At 68.6% G+C, this 14,504-nt stretch carries 17 protein-coding genes; 10 read left to right on the forward strand and 7 right to left on the reverse strand.

What is annotated here, in order from left to right; all coding sequences use genetic code 11:
- Nucleotides 1–10: 10 nt before the first annotated feature.
- Genes dapA through JJB11_RS19820 form a run of 3 tightly spaced genes read left to right on the forward strand, consistent with a single transcriptional unit; the run spans nt 11 to nt 2,833 of the window.
- Nucleotides 11–898, forward strand: coding sequence for a 4-hydroxy-tetrahydrodipicolinate synthase (gene dapA / locus JJB11_RS19810; protein WP_201175485.1), 888 nt, complete (start codon nt 11–13; stop codon nt 896–898).
- A 27-nt stretch (nt 899–925) separates the two neighbouring features.
- The gene (gene bamC / locus JJB11_RS19815) at nt 926–2,005 is read left to right on the forward strand and encodes an outer membrane protein assembly factor BamC (RefSeq protein ID WP_201175487.1); all 1,080 of its coding nucleotides are present in this window, start codon (nt 926–928) and stop codon (nt 2,003–2,005) included.
- Nucleotides 2,006–2,056: 51 nt separating this feature from the next.
- Nucleotides 2,057–2,833 carry an MBL fold metallo-hydrolase gene (locus JJB11_RS19820; RefSeq protein WP_201175489.1) on the forward strand — a complete coding sequence of 259 codons (777 nt, stop codon included), beginning with the start codon at nt 2,057–2,059 and terminating at the stop codon, nt 2,831–2,833.
- Nucleotides 2,834–3,305: 472 nt separating this feature from the next.
- Here the strand turns inward: JJB11_RS19820 and JJB11_RS19825 are convergent, their stop codons facing one another.
- Both JJB11_RS19825 and JJB11_RS19830 read right to left on the reverse strand, forming a co-directional pair.
- Nucleotides 3,306–3,803, reverse strand: a complete 498-nt coding sequence (locus JJB11_RS19825) for a hypothetical protein (RefSeq protein ID WP_201175492.1) — start codon at nt 3,801–3,803, stop codon at nt 3,306–3,308.
- Nucleotides 3,800–4,933, reverse strand: a complete 1,134-nt coding sequence (locus JJB11_RS19830) for a cupin domain-containing protein (RefSeq protein WP_201175494.1) — start codon at nt 4,931–4,933, stop codon at nt 3,800–3,802. Before JJB11_RS19830 ends, JJB11_RS19825 begins: the two co-directional genes overlap by 4 nt.
- A 29-nt stretch (nt 4,934–4,962) precedes the next feature.
- On the opposite strand from JJB11_RS19830, the gene JJB11_RS19835 reads away from it, so the two are divergent.
- Complete coding sequence (locus JJB11_RS19835) at nt 4,963–5,457, forward strand: FKBP-type peptidyl-prolyl cis-trans isomerase (protein WP_201175497.1); 495 nt, start codon at nt 4,963–4,965, stop codon at nt 5,455–5,457.
- A gap of 82 nt (nt 5,458–5,539) precedes the next feature.
- On the opposite strand, the gene JJB11_RS19840 is transcribed toward JJB11_RS19835, so the two are convergent.
- The 3 genes from JJB11_RS19840 to coaBC all read right to left on the reverse strand — a co-directional run bounded on the left by JJB11_RS19840 (nt 5,540) and on the right by coaBC (nt 7,879).
- Nucleotides 5,540–6,034: an outer membrane lipoprotein gene (locus JJB11_RS19840; RefSeq protein WP_201175499.1), complete on the reverse strand. Its 495-nt coding sequence runs from the start codon at nt 6,032–6,034 to the stop codon at nt 5,540–5,542.
- 166 nt (nt 6,035–6,200) lie between these two features.
- Nucleotides 6,201–6,647, reverse strand: a complete 447-nt coding sequence (dut, locus tag JJB11_RS19845; protein ID WP_201175501.1) for a dUTP diphosphatase — start codon at nt 6,645–6,647, stop codon at nt 6,201–6,203.
- Nucleotides 6,648–6,655: 8 nt separating this feature from the next.
- Nucleotides 6,656–7,879 (reverse strand): bifunctional phosphopantothenoylcysteine decarboxylase/phosphopantothenate--cysteine ligase CoaBC, encoded by a 1,224-nt coding sequence (gene coaBC / locus JJB11_RS19850; RefSeq protein ID WP_201175503.1) that lies wholly within the window; start codon nt 7,877–7,879, stop codon nt 6,656–6,658.
- Nucleotides 7,880–8,191: 312 nt separating this feature from the next.
- On the opposite strand from coaBC, the gene JJB11_RS19855 reads away from it, so the two are divergent.
- The 6 genes from JJB11_RS19855 to JJB11_RS19880 all read left to right on the forward strand — a co-directional run bounded on the left by JJB11_RS19855 (nt 8,192) and on the right by JJB11_RS19880 (nt 13,171).
- Complete coding sequence (locus JJB11_RS19855; protein WP_201175505.1) at nt 8,192–9,877, forward strand: CTP synthase; 1,686 nt, start codon at nt 8,192–8,194, stop codon at nt 9,875–9,877.
- Nucleotides 9,877–10,731 (forward strand): 3-deoxy-8-phosphooctulonate synthase, encoded by an 855-nt coding sequence (gene kdsA, locus JJB11_RS19860; RefSeq protein WP_201175513.1) that lies wholly within the window; start codon nt 9,877–9,879, stop codon nt 10,729–10,731. The genes JJB11_RS19855 and kdsA overlap by 1 nt, the downstream gene beginning before the upstream one ends.
- On the forward strand, nt 10,724–11,014 hold the full coding sequence (locus JJB11_RS19865) for a DUF1330 domain-containing protein (RefSeq protein WP_201175515.1): 291 nt from the start codon (nt 10,724–10,726) through the stop codon (nt 11,012–11,014). The genes kdsA and JJB11_RS19865 overlap by 8 nt, the downstream gene beginning before the upstream one ends.
- Nucleotides 11,015–11,175: 161 nt before the next feature.
- The gene (gene eno / locus JJB11_RS19870) at nt 11,176–12,468 is read left to right on the forward strand and encodes a phosphopyruvate hydratase (RefSeq protein WP_201175516.1); all 1,293 of its coding nucleotides are present in this window, start codon (nt 11,176–11,178) and stop codon (nt 12,466–12,468) included.
- Between the two features lie 2 nt (nt 12,469–12,470).
- Nucleotides 12,471–12,746, forward strand: a complete 276-nt coding sequence (locus JJB11_RS19875; RefSeq protein ID WP_201175518.1) for a septum formation initiator family protein — start codon at nt 12,471–12,473, stop codon at nt 12,744–12,746.
- Nucleotides 12,743–13,171: a P-loop NTPase family protein gene (locus JJB11_RS19880; RefSeq protein ID WP_201175520.1), complete on the forward strand. Its 429-nt coding sequence runs from the start codon at nt 12,743–12,745 to the stop codon at nt 13,169–13,171. Before JJB11_RS19875 ends, JJB11_RS19880 begins: the two co-directional genes overlap by 4 nt.
- A 25-nt stretch (nt 13,172–13,196) precedes the next feature.
- Here JJB11_RS19880 and JJB11_RS19885 read toward each other — a convergent pair whose 3' ends face one another.
- Both JJB11_RS19885 and JJB11_RS19890 read right to left on the reverse strand, forming a co-directional pair.
- Nucleotides 13,197–13,433, reverse strand: coding sequence for a hypothetical protein (locus tag JJB11_RS19885; RefSeq protein ID WP_201175522.1), 237 nt, complete (start codon nt 13,431–13,433; stop codon nt 13,197–13,199).
- A gap of 107 nt (nt 13,434–13,540) precedes the next feature.
- Nucleotides 13,541–14,470, reverse strand: coding sequence for a MerR family transcriptional regulator (locus tag JJB11_RS19890; RefSeq protein ID WP_201175524.1), 930 nt, complete (start codon nt 14,468–14,470; stop codon nt 13,541–13,543).
- Between the last annotated feature and the right edge of the window lie 34 nt (nt 14,471–14,504).

Genomic DNA, 14,504 nt, shown 5'->3' on the forward strand with positions numbered 1-14,504 from the left:
GGAAAGACACATGACACCGATTACTGGCAGCATCGTTGCGCTCGTGACGCCGATGCACGAGGACGGCAGCGTCGATTACCCCGCGCTGCGCAAGCTCGTGGACTGGCACATCCAGGAAGGCACGGACTGCATCGGCGTGGTCGGCACCACGGGCGAATCGCCCACCGTCGACGTCGAAGAGCACCAGGAGATCATCCGCGTCTCCGTGGAGCAGGCGCGCGGCCGCGTGCCGATCATGGCCGGCTGCGGCGCCAACTCCACGCTCGAAGCCATCGCGCTGGCGAAGTACGCCCAGAAGGTCGGCGCCGACTGCCAGCTGCAGGTCGTCCCCTACTACAACAAGCCCACGCAGGAAGGGCAGTACCGGCACTTCAAGGCGATCGCCGAGGAGACCGGCGACCTGCCCATGGTGCTTTACAACGTCCCCGGCCGCACGGTGGCCGACCTGCAGCACGAGACCGTGCTGCGCCTGGCGCAGGTGCCCGGCATCGTCGGCATCAAGGAAGCGACCGCGAACATCGAGCGCGCGCAGTGGCTGATCCGCGAGGCCCCCAAGGGCTTCGCGATCTACTCCGGCGACGACCCGACCGCCGTGGCCTTGATGCTGTGCGGCGGCCAGGGCAACGTCAGCGTGACGGCGAACGTCGCGCCGCGCGCGATGCACGAGCTGTGCATGGCCGCGATCGCGGGCGATGCGAAGCGCGCGATGGAGATCCAGATGCGGCTGCTGCCGCTGCACAAGCACCTGTTCGTGGAAGCCAACCCGATCCCCGTGAAGTGGGCGATGGCACGCATGGGATTGATGGGCGGCGCGCTGCGCCTGCCGATGACGCCGCTGGCGCAAGCCAACGAAGCGGTGGTGGAAGGCGCATTGCGCGCCGCGGGCCTGCTCTCCTGAGCGGCCGCTACAAGCGAGAGGAATTCGATGAGGTTGTCCGTGAAGTGTGGCCTGCTGGCCGTGGTCGTTGCGCTCGCCGGTTGTTCGATGCTGGAAGGCGACAAGATCGACTACAAGAGCGCGCAGAAGGGGCCCTCGCTGGAGGTGCCGCCCGACCTGACGCAGCTCAATCGCGAGTCGCGCTACGTGGTGCCCGGCGGCCCGGTCTCCGCCAACAGCTACAGCCTGGGCCAATCCGTTCCGACGCTGCCGACCGCCGCCACGGCGGTGGGTGACGTGCGCATCGAGCGCGCGGGCAACCAGCGCTGGCTGGTGGTGAACCGTCCGGCCGACCAGCTGTGGGGCCCCGTCCGCGACTTCTGGCAGGAGAACGGTTTCCTGCTCGAACTCGACCAGCCCAACCTCGGCATCATGGAAACCGACTGGGCCGAGAACCGCGCGAAGATCCCGCAGGACATCATCCGCAGCACCATCGGCAAGGTGTTCGACTCGCTCTACTCCACCTCCGAGCGCGACAAGTTCCGCACGCGGCTGGAACGCTCGCCCAATGGCGGCACCGAGATCTACATCAGCCACCGCGGCATGCAGGAGGTGTACAGCAACACGCAGAAGGACCAGACCGTCTGGCAGCCGCGCCCCTCGGACCCGGAGCTGGAAGCCGAATTCCTGCGCCGCCTGATGGTGAAGCTGGGCGCGCCGGCCACGCAGGCCGCCGACGCGGCCAACGTGGCTCCCGACAAGCCGACCTCGCGCGTCGCTTCCGTCGACCACCATCCCGTCGTCGTGATCGACGAAGGCTTCGACCGCGCCTGGCGCCGGGTGGGCCTGGCCCTGGACCGCACCGGCTTCACGGTGGAAGACCGCGACCGCAGCCAGGGGACCTACTTCGTGCGCTACGTGCCGCCGAACGCCGACAAGAAGGAGCCCGGCTTCTTCGGCAAGCTGTTCAGCCGCAGCGGGCCCACCGAGCAGCCGCTCAAGTACCGCATCAACCTCAAGACCGAGGGCCAGACCACGACCGTGTCGGTGCTCAATGCCAATGGAGCGCCCGAGGCATCGGACAACGCGCAGCGCATCGTCCAGGTCATCGCGGACGACCTCAAGTAAGTCCACGACGCGGCCTGTCTCGCACTGGCCGCGTCCCTTGCCCTCCAGCCGGTGATCCGTTTCAAATCCCTCGGCAGTGGCAGCACCGGCAATGCCACCGTCATCCAGGCGCGCGACGGCAGCGCCCTGCACCACCTGCTGGTCGACTGCGGCCTCGGCATTCGCGAGCTGGACAAGCGCCTGGCCGCGGCCGGCATGCTGGCCGACCAGGTCGACGCCATCTTCATCACGCACGAGCACGCGGACCACATCGGCTGCGCACTGCGCCTGTCCGCGCGCGAACGCCTGCCGGTCTACATGAGCGAAGGCACGTACGCAGCACTCGGCCAGCCGGAGCTGAACGGGCTGCTGCGGGTGGTCGCCGACGGGCATGAGTTCTCGGTCGGGGCGCTGCAGGTGCGGCCCTTCACGGTGCCGCACGATGCCCGCGAGCCGCTGCAGCTCACCTGCACGGACGGAGCAGTGCGGCTGGGGCTGCTCACCGACCTCGGCCATGTGAGCGCCCATGTGCAGGAGCAGCTGGCCGACTGCGCGACGCTGCTGCTGGAGTGCAACCACGACGAGGACATGCTGCGTGACGGACCCTATCCGCCGTTCCTGAAGCGGCGCGTCGGCGGCGGCTGGGGACACCTCGCCAACACCGCCGCCGCAGCGCTCGCGCAGTCGCTCGTCATCGGTGGTCGGCTGCGGCGCATTGTGGCCGCGCACCTGAGCGAGCAGAACAACACGCCCGAGCTGGCGTGCGCCGCGCTGGACCACGCGGTGGGCTCTGCCGCGGAGATCCACGTCGCAGACGGGCGCAGCGGCAGCGGCTGGCTCATCGCCTGAGCTTCAACGCGTGGCCGCAGCGCACGTGAAAAAGCCGCCCGCAGGCGGCTCTTCGTGCAAGCCGGGGAAGGCTTACTTGGACGCGGCGCCCGAAGCAGCAGCGGCAGAGCCGGAAGCGGCAGCAGCGGCCTCGGAAGCGGCACCGGCGGACGCGGAAGCGGCGCCAGCAGAGGTGTCGGCAGCGGGAGCCGGGGCGGGGGCAGCAGCCGGGGCCGGGGCGGGAGCAGGAGCCGGCTCTTCCTTCTTGCCGCAAGCGGCGAGGGCAGCGGCGGCGATCAGCGTGGCCAGAACGAGTGATTTTTTCATTTCAGGTTTCCTTCTAGGGATGGGACAAGCAATTCCGGAATATGCGTCCTGGCGGTTCGTCGCCGCAGGGACCGAGTGGAGAGGCTCGAGCCCTTTCCAGCTCAGCCAAATATTATAGCCTTAATGAAATCTTGACTGGGGATTACCAGTAGGTCGGGAACTTCTCCTACAACCCGAGGGTGGTTGCGGGGAAGGAAGGCGTGGACTTCTGCAGCCACTCCTGCAACGCCTCGCGCAGCGCCACGCGCCGCTCCGGCTCGCTGCCGCAATAGCCGATGGAACGCTCGGGCTCGCGCCGCTCCAGCACCCACTGGGGCGTCCAGATCGCGCTCGGCAGGTCGAGCGGGTCCGCGGCGGGGCAGGCTCGCGCCTCGACGATGTGGGACCAGCGCGCACGCCATTGCACGAAGCGCGCGTGCTCGCGCAGCACGGTGTCGTAGCGGCGTGCGAGCAGCACCATGCGCCGGCCGGCCTGCGACCAGGCCTGCAGCGCGTCGATCACCGATCGTTCGCCCAGCGGCCAGTCCTCGAAACTCCCGTCGCTCAGGATCAGCTCGCGCCAGCCTTCCCGCGCCGCTGCCGCGAGCGCGTCGCGCACCAGTTGCCGGAACTCCTCGCGTCCCTGGAAGCGGCCGTCGGGCAGCGCCTGCGCAGCTTCGCTCATGTCGCACCTCCATTCGCGTGCAGCCAGCCGGCCTCGCACCAGGACCGCAGCAGGTCCAGCGCACCATCGCTGGCGCCTTGCAGCGCCTTCGCATCGAGGCTGCGGCGATCGGCCAGTTCGCGCATCAGCGCGGCGTCGCGGCCGGCCGCGCGCCACGCCTCGCCGTTGATGAAGACGTGGCGGCGGTCATGCAGCATGCGCGTGCGCGCATCGAGCACGACCGAGCGCAGGCGCTTCGGCACGCGGGCCGCCTCGAACCACACGTTGGACTTGGGCTCGGTGAGGTATTCGCCGAGCGCGCGCTCCACCGCGAGGGGATCCTTCAAGGCGGTTGCGACCGCATCGCGCGCGAAGTCGGCCATCGCATCCGGCACGGCGCCGGGACTGCCGGTCGCCTCCTGGGCAGCATCGCGGTACAGGCGCGGCTCGCCCTCGCCTTCCGCGGCGGCGTCGGCGATGCGCTGCAAGAGCTCGCGCGCGAGCTCGGCCTGCGCGGGCGCGCGAAAGCCGATCGAGTAGGTCTGGCACTCGCCTTCGGCGATGCCGTCGTGGGCGTAGCGCGGCGGCAGGTAGAGCATGTCGCCGGGCTCGAGCACGAATTCCTGCTCCGGCGCGAAGTTCGCCAGGATCTTCAGCGGCACGTCCGGCTGCAGCGAGAGGTCCTGCTGGCGGCCGATGCGCCAGCGTCGCCGGCCCTGCGCCTGCAGCAGGAACACGTCGTAGCTGTCGAAGTGCGCCCCGACCCCGCCGCCGTCGGTGGCGTAGCTGATCATCAGGTCGTCCAGACGCGCCGCGGGCAGGAACGAGAACGCATGCAGCAGCGCGTGCGCGGCGGGCACGTGCAGGTCCACGCCCTGCACCAGCAGCGTCCAGTCCGCACGGCGCGTGGAGGGCAGCGCGCGCGGCGCGAACGGTCCGCGCTGCAGGCGCCAGGCGCCGCGGTCGCGCTGCACCAGCCGCGACTCGACGTCTTCCTGCCCGGCCAGCGCGAACAGCTCGCGCACGCCGAGCACGGGCTGGAAGCCGGGCAGCGCCTGGCGCACCAGCAACGGCTTCTTCTGCCAATGGCGTTTCATGAAGCGGGCGGGCGTGAGGCCGCCCAGCAGGGGCGTAGCTTGGTCGATGTCCATGCGCAGGAGTGAGCTGCGACAATTCTCCTATGGAAATCACACCCCACTGCGTGGTCGCGCTGACCTGGACCCTGAAGGACACCCTGGGCGAGGAACTCGATCGCCTGGAGGAGCCGGTGGAGTTCCTCGTGGGCGGCCGCGACCTGCTCGCCCGGATCGAGGAGGCCTTGCAAGGCCACGAGCCGGGCGACCAGGTGGACCTGCACCTGGAGCCCGAGGACGCCTTCGGCGACTACGACGAAGAGCGGGTGTTCCTGGAGCCGCGCTCGGCCTTCCCCACCGAACTGGAAGAAGGCATGACGTTCGAGGGCCTGCCCGCGGGCACGACCAGCCAGGACGCGCCGCGCGACCTGCTCTACACCGTGACGGAGATCTATCCGGAACACGTGGTGCTGGATGGCAACCACCCGCTCGCCGGCATCGCGCTGCGCCTGCACCTGAAGGTCGAGGGCGTGCGCGAGGCGACCGAGGAAGAGATCGGCAACGGCACGCTGGGCACCGGCTTCTTCCGCATCGGCGAGTGAGGCCGCTGCGCGCCGGGTGGCGTCGCCCGGACGAAAAAACGCCCGGCAAGCCGGGCGTTTCGCAAGGCAAGGGCGCAGACCCTTACGCGCGATAGATCACACCGTTGTCCACGCGCACGCGGTCGCCCACGCGCAGGTCGCCGGTCGCCGGCACTTCGTACGTGCGCATGACGCCCTGGTCCGACTGCATGGTGATCCGGTAGCCGGCCTGCGTCGTCGCGCCGCTCTGGTTGCGCGCCAGGTGCTGGCCCACGGCCGCGCCGCCCACCGCACCCAGCACCGTCGCGGCCGCCCGGCCGGAGCCCGCACCGATCGTGCTGCCCAGCAGGCCACCGGCCACGCCGCCGACCACCGCGCCCAGGATGCTCGCGTTCGGCGATGCATTGGTGCCAACCGGCATGTACTCGATGTTCACGATGCGGCCGTACTCGGTGCCCGCGGCGGGATACGCGGCCGGGCTGTTGTACGTGGGGGCGTTGCTGTACGACGGGGTGGTCGGTCCATAGGACGAGCACGCAGCGAGCGTCGCGGCTGCGATGCCACCGACGACGACGGAACTGAAGCGGGTGAGGTTCATGGAAATCTCCTTGGTTCGATGATTGTTCAGCGGCGCCATCCCACTTCGGGGGCCCCTGTACAGCTCATTGAAGCGGGGAGATCGCCCGGCGCACGACCGCCTTTCCCGCAGCTTCCTGTAGGCAGGCGATGGACACGTCGTCAGCCGTGGCCCACGCCGGGCCGCATCAGCTCTTCCCTGTCGAGCCGTAGCCACCCGCGCCGCGGCCGGTCGGCGGGAACTCATCCACCACACGGAACGAAGCCTGCACCACCGGCACGATCACCATCTGCGCGAGGCGCTCCATGGGCTGCAGCGTGAAGGCGGTGTCGCTGCGGTTCCAGGCGCTGACCATGAGCTGGCCCTGGTAGTCGCTGTCGATCAGCCCGACCAGGTTGCCCAGCACGATGCCGTGCTTGTGGCCCAGGCCCGAGCGCGGCAGGATCATCGCGGCGTAGCCCGGATCCCTGAGCCATACGGCGATGCCGGTCGGCACGAGCTTCCAGGCATTCGGTTCGAGCTCGAGCGGGCCATCGATGCAGGCGCGCAGGTCCAGGCCGGCGCTGCCGGGCGTCGCGTAAGCAGGCAGCTGGTCCGCCATGCGCGGATCGAGGATCTTGAGGTCGACTTGCATTGCTTTCTTCAGGGGCGGACGGCGGGCAGGCGGCGGGCGATCTCGGCGACGAGCTGGCGCGCGCACGCGAGCTTGGGCGCGCGCGGCAGCTCCGTCGCGCCCTGCTCGTCGACCAGCAGCATCTGGTTGTCGTCCTGGCCGAAGGTCAGCGGGCCGATGTTGCCCACCAGCAGGGGGATGCCCTTGCGCTCGCGCTTGGCACGCGCGTGCTTCGCGAGGTCGTGGCTCTCGGCCGCGAAACCGACGCAGAACAGCGCGCGGCTTCTCGCCCGCTCGGTCTTCGCGACCGTCGCGAGGATGTCGGGGTTCTCGGTGAAGGACACGGTGGGCGCGCCGCCGCTGCCGTCCTTCTTGATCTTCTGCGCCGACTCGCTCACCGGACGCCAGTCCGCCACCGCCGCGGCGGCGATGAAGATGTCGGCCTGCGGCGTCTCCGCCTGCGTTGCCGCCAGCATGTCGCGCCCGGACTTCACGTCGATGCGGCGCACCCCGCGCGGCGTGGGCACGCCCACGGGTCCCGCGATGAGCGCGACGTCCGCACCGGCCTCGCGCGCTGCCCGCGCGATGGCGAAACCCATCTTGCCCGACGAGTGATTGGTGATGCCGCGGATCGGGTCGAGCGCCTCGAACGTGGGCCCGGCCGTGATGACGACCTTGCGGCCGGCCAGCAGCTTGGGCTGGAAGAAGGCGATCAGGTCCTCCAGCAGTTCCTGCGGCTCCAGCATGCGGCCATCGCCGGTCTCGCCGCAGGCCTGGAAGCCGCTGCCGACACCGAGGATGGTCGCGCCATCGGCCGCGAGCTGCGCCATGTTGCGCTGCGTGGCGGGGTGCGCCCACATTTCGCGGTTCATGGCCGGCGCGATCAGCAGCGGCACGCGATCGATCGGACGAGCGAGGCACATCAGCGACAGCAATTCGTCGGCCCGCCCGTGCACCAGCCTCGCCATGAAGTCGGCGCTGCAAGGGGCGATGAGGATCGCATCGGACTGCCGCGACAGGTTGATGTGCGGCATGTTGTTCGGCTCGCGGTGGTCCCACTGCGAGGTGAACACCGGCCGGTTCGACAGCGCCTGCATGGTGACCGGCGTGATGAACTGCTCGCTCGCCTCGGTCATCACCACCTGCACGGTGGCGCCCTCCTTCACCAGCGCGCGGCACAACTCCGCCGCCTTGTAGCAGGCGATCCCGCCCGTGAGGCCCAGGACGATGTGCTTGCCGGCGAGGTCGTTCATGGGACGGGAGTGTACTGAGCCGGGAGGGAACAGCGGAAAAACGGACTACCGGACGCGGAGGTCGCAAAGGAAAGAAAGGACGCAGAAAAGAACGAAGGAATATTCAAGGATTCTTCTGCGTCCTCTGCGAAACCTCTGCGCCCTCTGCGTCCGGTCGTTGGTCTTTTCTTCCGCTGTGCTCCCTGGCATGCCTGCCTTCCCCCCGGCAGGCGTCGTATTTCGGCACCGCATTCACCCGGGCCTGCGGCAGGCTTTGGGCACCTCCCTATAATCTCGCTTTACCACCTCCCGGGACTGACCTCCCGACCTGACATGACCAAATTCGTCTTCGTCACCGGCGGTGTGGTGTCCTCCCTCGGCAAGGGAATCGCCTCAGCCTCCCTCGCAGCGATCCTGGAGTCGCGGGGCCTCAAAGTCACCCTCATCAAACTCGATCCCTACATCAACGTGGATCCGGGCACGATGTCCCCCTTCCAGCATGGCGAGGTGTTCGTGACCGACGACGGCGCGGAAACCGACCTGGACCTCGGCCATTACGAGCGCTTCGTGACGACGCGCATGCGCAAGGCCAACAACTTCACGACGGGCCAGATCTACAAGAGCGTGCTGGAGAAGGAACGCCGCGGCGACTACCTCGGCAAGACCGTGCAGGTCATTCCCCACGTCACCAACGAGATCCAGGAATTCGTGCGCCGCGGCGCTGCCGTCGGCACGCCCAACGAGGTGGACGTCGCCATCGTGGAGATCGGCGGCACCGTGGGCGACATCGAGTCGCTGCCCTTCCTGGAAGCCGTGCGCCAGATGGCGCTCAAGCTGGGCCCCAACAACTCCGCCTTCGTCCACCTCACCTACGTGCCCTTCATCAAGGCCGCCGGCGAGCTCAAGACCAAGCCGACGCAGCACACGGTGCAGAAGATGCGCGAGATCGGCATCCAGCCCGACGCGCTGCTGTGTCGCGCCGACCGCATCATCCCGGAGGACGAGGCCGAGAAGATCAGCCTGTTCACCAACGTGCCGAAGTGGGGCGTGATCTCCATGCCGGACGTGGACACCATCTACAAGGTGCCGCGCGTGCTGCACGAGCAGGGCCTGGACGGCCTGATCTGCGACAAGCTGCGCCTGAACACGCCGCCGGCCAACCTGAAGCGCTGGGACGACCTCGTGTACGAGGTGGAGCATCCCAAGGGCGAGGTCAACATCGCCATGGTCGGCAAGTACGTCGACCTGTCGGACAGCTACAAGTCGCTCAACGAAGCGCTGCGCCACGCCGGCCTGAAGAACCACGTGCACGTGAAGATCGACTACGTCGATTCCGAGACGATCACGCCCGACACGGTGGGCCAGCTCGCCAAGTACGACGCCATCCTGGTGCCGGGCGGCTTCGGCAAGCGCGGCATCGAAGGCAAGATCGGCGCGGCCCGCTTCGCGCGCGAACACAAGGTGCCGTACCTGGGCATCTGCCTGGGCATGCAGGTCGCCACCATCGAGTACGCGCGCGACATCGCCGGCCTCGCGGGCGCCAACAGCACCGAGTTCGATCCGCACACGCCGCATCCGGTGATCGCGCTGATCACCGAATGGCAGGACGCCGACGGCACGATCAAGACGCGCACCGAGACCTCGGACCTGGGCGGCACGATGCGCCTGGGCGCGCAGAGCTCCGACGTCGCACCCGGCACGCTGGCGCACAAGATCTACGGCGACGTGGTGACGGAACGGCATCGCCACCGCTACGAGGCCAACGTGAAGTACCTGGACACCCTGCGCAAGTCGGGCCTGGTGATCTCGGCGCTCACGCAGCGCGAGCACCTCACCGAGATCGTCGAACTGCCGCAGGACGTGCATCCCTGGTTCATGGGCGTGCAGTTCCACCCCGAGTTCAAGTCCACGCCCTGGGACGGGCACCCGCTCTTCAACTCGTTCATCCACGCCGCCTGCGAGCACCAGGCCAACGCGCAAAAGAGCGCGAGCGGCAAGCCGCTGAAGGCGGTCGCCTGATGAAGCTGTGCGGTTTCGAAGTGGGGCTGCAGCAGCCCTTCTTCCTCATTTCCGGCCCCTGCGTCGTCGAATCCGAGCAGCTGCAGATGGACGTGGCCGGCCAGCTGAGGGAAATCACCTCCGCGCTGGGCATCCCGTTCATCTTCAAGAGCAGCTACGACAAGGCCAATCGCTCCTCGGGCGCGAGCTTCCGCGGCCCCGGCATGGACCGCGGCCTGGAGATCCTGGCCAAGGTCAAGCGCGAGCTGCAGGTGCCCATCCTCACCGACGTGCACACCGAGGCCGAAGTGCCGCGCGTGGCCGAAGTGGTGGACGTGCTGCAGACGCCGGCGTTCCTGTGCCGGCAGACCGATTTCATCCGCGCCGTCGCCCAGAGCGGCAAGCCGGTGAACATCAAGAAGGGCCAGTTCCTCGCGCCCGGCGACATGAAGAACGTCATCCAGAAGGCCCGCGACGCCGCCCGCGAGAAGGGCCTGCCCGAAGACAGCTTCCTGGCCTGCGAGCGCGGCGCCAGCTTCGGCTACAACAACCTGGTGAGCGACATGCGCTCGCTGGCGATCATGCGCGAGACCGGCGCGCCGGTGGTGTTCGACGCGACGCACTCCGTGCAGTTGCCCGGCGGCCAGGGCACGAGCTCGGGCGGCCAGCGCGAGTTCGTGCCGGTGCTCTCACGCGCCGCCATCGCGGTGGGCGTGGCCGGCGTGTTCATGGAGACGCACCCCAATCCCGCGCAAGCGCTGTCGGACGGCCCCAACGCCGTGCCGCTCAAGCACATGCGCGCCCTGCTCGAGACCTTGGTCGCGCTCGATCGCGTCACCAAGAAGAACGGTTTCCTGGAGAACGACTTTGCCTAAGTACTACGTGCTCGCCAACGTGAAGGTCACCGATCCGCAGCAGTACGAGCAATACAAGAAGCTGTCGTCGCAGGCCTTCCAGGCCGCCGGCGTGCAGCCGCTCGTGCGCGGCGGCGCGGTGGAAGTGCTGGAAGGCGACTGGACGCCGGACCGCACCGTGCTGCTGGAATTCCCCTCGAAGGAAGCCGCCCTCGCCTGGTACAACTCCCCCGAGTACCAGGCCGCCAAGCAATCGCGCCAGGGCGCGGCCATCATGCGAATGGTGCTGATCGAGGGTGCTTGAAGAAGAAAATCCAACATCCGGACGCAGAGGACGCAAAGGATTCGCAGAAGACGCAAAAGAAGTCATGAAAGCCTTGAAGGTCTTCTTCTGCGCCCTCTGCGTGACCTCTGCGTCCTCTGCGTCCGGTTGTTTGTCGTTTTGAAACTTGAGAAGACCAAAGAATGAGCGCTATCGTTGACATCGTCGGCCGCGAGATCCTGGACTCGCGGGGGAATCCCACCGTGGAGTGCGACGTCCTGCTGGAATCCGGCACCATGGGCCGGGCGGCCGTGCCGTCGGGCGCGTCCACGGGGTCGCGCGAGGCGATCGAGCTGCGCGACGGCGATCCGGCGCGCTACCTGGGCAAGGGCGTGCTCAAGGCGGTGGAGCACATCAACACCGAGATCTCCGAGTCCGTGCTGGGCCTCGACGCCAGCGAGCAGAACTTCCTGGACAAGACGCTGATCGACCTGGACGGCACCGACAACAAGAGCCGCCTGGGCGCCAACGCGACGCTGGCCGTCTCGATGGCGGTCGCGCGCGCGGCGGCGGAGGAATCCGGGCTGCCCCTGTACCGCTACTTCGGCGGAATGAACGGCTGCCTGCTGCCCGTGCCGATGATGAACGTCGTCAACGGCGGCGCGCACGCGAACAACAACCTGGACCTGCAGGAGCTGATGATCATCCCCGTGGGGGCGCCCAGCTTCCGCGAGGCGCTGCGCTACGGCGCCGAGGTGTTCCACGCCCTGAAGAAGATCCTCAACGACAAGGGCATGAGCGTCGCCGTCGGCGACGAAGGCGGCTTCGCGCCCAACGTGGAGAACCACGAGGCGGCGATCTCCCTGATCCTGCAGGCCATCGAGAAGGCCGGCTACCGCCCGGGCGAGCAGATCGCCCTCGGCCTGGACTGCGCCTCCAGCGAGTTCTACAAGGACGGCGTGTACGACCTGTCCGCCTCCGAAGGCAAAAAGCTCGGGGCGACCGAGTGGATCGACACGCTGGAGAGCTGGGTCGGCAAGTACCCGATCATCAGCATCGAGGACGGCATGGCCGAAGGCGACTGGGACGGCTGGAAGCTGATCACCGAGCGCCTCGGCCAGCGCGTGCAGCTGGTGGGCGACGACATCTTCGTCACCAACACGAAGATCCTGAAGGAAGCGATCGAGAAGAAGATCGCCAACTCGATCCTCATCAAGATCAACCAGATCGGCACGCTGAGCGAAACGTTTGCCGCCATCGAGATGGCCAAGCGCGCGAACTACACCGCCGTGATCTCGCACCGCTCCGGCGAGACCGAAGACTCCACCATCGCCGACATCGCGGTGGGCACCAACGCGGGCCAGATCAAGACCGGCTCGCTTTCGCGCTCGGACCGCATGGCCAAGTACAACCAGCTGCTGCGCATCGAGGAAGACCTGGGCGACGTGGCCCAGTACCCCGGTCGCGCCGCCTTCTACAACCTGAGGAACGTCTAGCGGTGGATTCCCGGCTCGTCGCGGCACTGCTGATCGGCCTGCTGGCCGTGGTGCAGGCCCAGCTCTGGCTGGGCCGCGGCAGCGTCGGCGACGTCGCCCACCTGCAGAAGAAGCTCGACGAGCAGAAGGCGCACAACGCGCTCGCGCAGCAGGCGAACGCGCAGCTCTCCGCGGAAGTGCGCGACCTGCAGGAAGGCCTGGACATGGTCGAGGAGAAGGCGCGCAGCGAGCTGGGCATGGTCAAGCCCAACGAAGTGCTCGTGCAGATCGTGAAGTGACGCGCGTCGCCGTCGTCGGGGCGGGCGGCACGGGCAGGAGCAGCCTGGTCGCCGAACTCGCGCGCTTCTTCAGCGACCGCGGCCTGGACATCGCCGTACTCGAGGACGACGCCGGCGCCGACGTCGTCCTGCTCGCAGGCCTCGACCTGCCTTCGGCGCGCGGCGCGGAGGCCGAGGACGCAAGCATCCGCACCCGCCTGCAATCGGCGGGCGTGGCCTTCCACGTCGTGTATGGAACGGGGCCCGAGCGCTTGCGCTCGGCCCTGCAGGCGCTGGCTTCAGCCGGCGTGCTGGCCGCCGGCCTCGTCCAGCGCGAAGACGATGGCGCGGAGGAACGCCGGCCGTGGACCTGGAGCTGCGAGAAGTGCAGCGACCCGGACTGCGAGCACCGGCTGTTCACGCGGCTGCGCGAAGCGCGCGGCTAGCCGCGCGCCTCGCGGCGCGGGGATCTCAGTTCCGCTCGGCCTTCTTGGTCTTGGACGAGGTCTTGTGCGTGGACTTCTTGCTGCTCTTGTGCGAGCTGGAAGTCTTCTTCTTGGTGGCGGTGGAAGCGGCACCGGTGTCGGTGGAGCCGGCGGTGGCGCCCGCGGTGGCCGGCGCGGCGGGGGTGGCCGGTGCGGCCGGCGTCTGCGCGACAGCGAAGGAAACGGCCAGCGAGGCGGCCAGGGCGGCGAGGAGCTTGTTCATGGTTGGTGATTTCCTGATGTGCGTTGGGTGTCGGCCTCAAGGGCCTCTGCCGCAACGCGCGGACCCGCGATTGCGCTGACAGCGCGAACGCGAGGCGAGGCAGCCGCCTACACGCCGTCCCCGGGCTGGCGCCAGAGCGCGACCGCCTCGGGGATGTCGCCGATCTGCGGCATGGGGCGCACGCCGGCGATGCGATGCCGCGCCAGCACCTGCGAACGCCCGCCCGCCCACAGCTCCACCTCCGGGGCGAGCCCGGTGCGCAGCAGCTCGAGTCCGCGCAACACGTGCGCCGGATTCATGCTGGCGGTGAAGCTGAGGCCCACGATGTCGGCGCGGAAGGCCTTGCTCGCGCTCACGATCTGCTGCACGGGCACGCGCACGCCCAGCGAGGTGCAGGGGCAGCCCTCGATCGCCAGCAGCACCTGCGCCATCAGCAGGCCCAGGCCGTGCGACTCCTCCGGGAAGGTCGCGAGCAGCACGCGCGGCGCCTCGGCGGACGGCCGCGGCAGGCGCGCCAGGTGCGCGCGCACCACGTGCTGCACGCATTCCGTGTACAGGTGCTCCTCGAACACCTCGATCTCCCCGCGTGACCAGGCCAGGCCCACCTTGACGTTCAGCGGCGCCATGTGTTGCACCACGAAGCCGGCGAGGCCCCGCTGGCGAATGCCTTCTTCCAGCAGGCGCACGACCGTGCTCGCCTCGTGCTCGCGCAGCGCGGACAGAATAGGGTCGTCCAGCATCGGCACCCGGCCGGCAACGGGAACCGCACTGGCTTCCGGGCCCGCGAGCGACATCAGCTGCGGCGCGGTCAGCTGCACCAGCCGGCCGGGCCGGTGGCCTTGCGCCATCAGGTCGGCGATCAGCCGGAGCTTGCGCACCTGCTCGTCCGGGTAAGTGCGTTCGCCGCGCACGTCGCGCCCGGGTTGCGGAAAGCCGTAGCGGCGCTCCCAGATGCGCAGGGTCGCCCGCGCGATGCCCGTCGCCTGCTCCACCGAGGCGATGGGCAGGCCCTCCTGGGTTTCGATCTGGGCAGACATGTACCCGATTGTGCCTTCTGCGGGACTGCGGCTG

Source organism: Ramlibacter ginsenosidimutans (assembly GCF_016654015.1).
In the GTDB taxonomy this organism is placed as follows: Bacteria; Pseudomonadota; Gammaproteobacteria; order Burkholderiales; family Burkholderiaceae_C; genus Ramlibacter; species Ramlibacter ginsenosidimutans.

Coding starts and splice junctions, on each gene's coding strand:
- dapA (WP_201175485.1), top strand. CDS start 11: ATGACACCGATTACTGGCAGCATCGTTGCGCTCGTGACGCCGATGCAC.
- bamC (WP_201175487.1), top strand. CDS start 926: ATGAGGTTGTCCGTGAAGTGTGGCCTGCTGGCCGTGGTCGTTGCGCTC.
- JJB11_RS19825 (WP_201175492.1), bottom strand. CDS start 3,803: ATGAGCGAAGCTGCGCAGGCGCTGCCCGACGGCCGCTTCCAGGGACGC.
- JJB11_RS19830 (WP_201175494.1), bottom strand. CDS start 4,933: ATGGACATCGACCAAGCTACGCCCCTGCTGGGCGGCCTCACGCCCGCC.
- JJB11_RS19835 (WP_201175497.1), top strand. CDS start 4,963: ATGGAAATCACACCCCACTGCGTGGTCGCGCTGACCTGGACCCTGAAG.
- JJB11_RS19840 (WP_201175499.1), bottom strand. CDS start 6,034: ATGAACCTCACCCGCTTCAGTTCCGTCGTCGTCGGTGGCATCGCAGCC.
- dut (WP_201175501.1), bottom strand. CDS start 6,647: ATGCAAGTCGACCTCAAGATCCTCGATCCGCGCATGGCGGACCAGCTG.
- coaBC (WP_201175503.1), bottom strand. CDS start 7,879: ATGAACGACCTCGCCGGCAAGCACATCGTCCTGGGCCTCACGGGCGGG.
- JJB11_RS19855 (WP_201175505.1), top strand. CDS start 8,192: ATGACCAAATTCGTCTTCGTCACCGGCGGTGTGGTGTCCTCCCTCGGC.
- kdsA (WP_201175513.1), top strand. CDS start 9,877: ATGAAGCTGTGCGGTTTCGAAGTGGGGCTGCAGCAGCCCTTCTTCCTC.
- eno (WP_201175516.1), top strand. CDS start 11,176: ATGAGCGCTATCGTTGACATCGTCGGCCGCGAGATCCTGGACTCGCGG.
- JJB11_RS19885 (WP_201175522.1), bottom strand. CDS start 13,433: ATGAACAAGCTCCTCGCCGCCCTGGCCGCCTCGCTGGCCGTTTCCTTC.
- JJB11_RS19890 (WP_201175524.1), bottom strand. CDS start 14,470: ATGTCTGCCCAGATCGAAACCCAGGAGGGCCTGCCCATCGCCTCGGTG.